The organism is Dulcicalothrix desertica PCC 7102, assembly GCF_003991905.1.
GTDB classification, from domain to species: domain Bacteria; phylum Cyanobacteriota; class Cyanobacteriia; order Cyanobacteriales; family Nostocaceae; genus Dulcicalothrix; species Dulcicalothrix desertica.
This window is the reverse complement of record NZ_RSCL01000011.1, coordinates 211-1,407: the sequence shown is the minus strand read 5'-3', so window position 1 is coordinate 1,407 and position 1,197 is coordinate 211. Positions and strand designations below refer to the sequence as shown.

The window sequence follows — 1,197 nt, the reverse complement described above, 5'->3', positions numbered from 1 at the left end:
CGTCTGTATAGAACAGGAGACTTAGCCCGCTACTTAAGTGATGGCAATATTGAATACCTCGGTCGCATCGATAATCAAGTAAAGCTACGGGGCTTCCGTATTGAACTTGGAGAAATTGAATCAGTCCTACAAACCCATCCTCAAATACAACAAGCCGTAGTCATTGCTAGAGAAGATATTCCTGGTAACAAATACTTAGTCGCCTACATTGTTGCCCAAGAAAATTCACTTACCAGTAAACAGCTACGCGAACTAACTCAAAAGAAACTGCCAGAATACATGGTGCCGTCGTTATTTATACTATTAAGCACCTTCCCGTTGATGCCTAACGGCAAAGTAGACCGCAAAGCACTACCAGCCCCTAATCGAGAGTGGGAGCGAGAAAGTGAATATACAGCACCCCGCACAGCCAGCGAAGAAATTATTGCTAACATCTTTACAAATGTATTAGGCGTTCAGAAGGTCAGCGTCTACGACAACTTCTTTAAATTGGGAGGACATTCCCTACTTGCAACGCAATTAATATCGAGAATTAGGCAAGCTTTTCAGGTTGAACTACCCCTACGTGCAATTTTTGAGTCTCCCACTATCGCACAACTAGGGCAGACTTTAGACCAATTAAGAATTAGCAATCAAGGGTTAAGTCTTCCTGCTATTACCAATGCATCCGATTTAGTAGAACAGTTACCACTATCCTGGGCACAAGAAAGACTATGGTTCCTTAACAAACTTCAAGGAGCAAATGCAACTTATAATATGCCCTTCTCTCTCCGTATCAATGGGAAGTTAAATATTGATGCCCTAAAACAAGCATTGTCGCAAATAATACAACGTCACTCGATACTACGCACGAGCTTTCAAACAGTTAATGGTACGCCAGTACAAATAATTCACCCAAAAGCCACGATAAATTTCAATTTAGTTGACTTACGACAACTGGAATTAAGAGAGCGTGAAACTTTAGTTGCTCAACAAGCTTACACCGAAGCAATTACCCCCTTTAACTTAGAGAAGGCGCCATTAGTTAGGTGTACTTTATTACAGTTAGCAGCATCAGAAAGTGTGTTGTTGCTGACCATGCATCATATTGTTTCTGATGGTTGGTCAATGGGAGTATTTATTCAAGAATTATCCGCTCTATATCAAGCTTTTTGTTTAGAAGCAGATTCACCGTTACCTGCGTTACCGATTCAATAC

1 protein-coding gene is annotated in these 1,197 nt (G+C 41.0%); it reads left to right on the top strand.

Annotated features, from left to right (window positions below; translation table 11 throughout):
* Positions 1 to 1,197, top strand: a 1,197-nt coding sequence (locus tag DSM106972_RS52615; protein WP_233787906.1) for a condensation domain-containing protein, incomplete at both ends; no start/stop codon positions are given.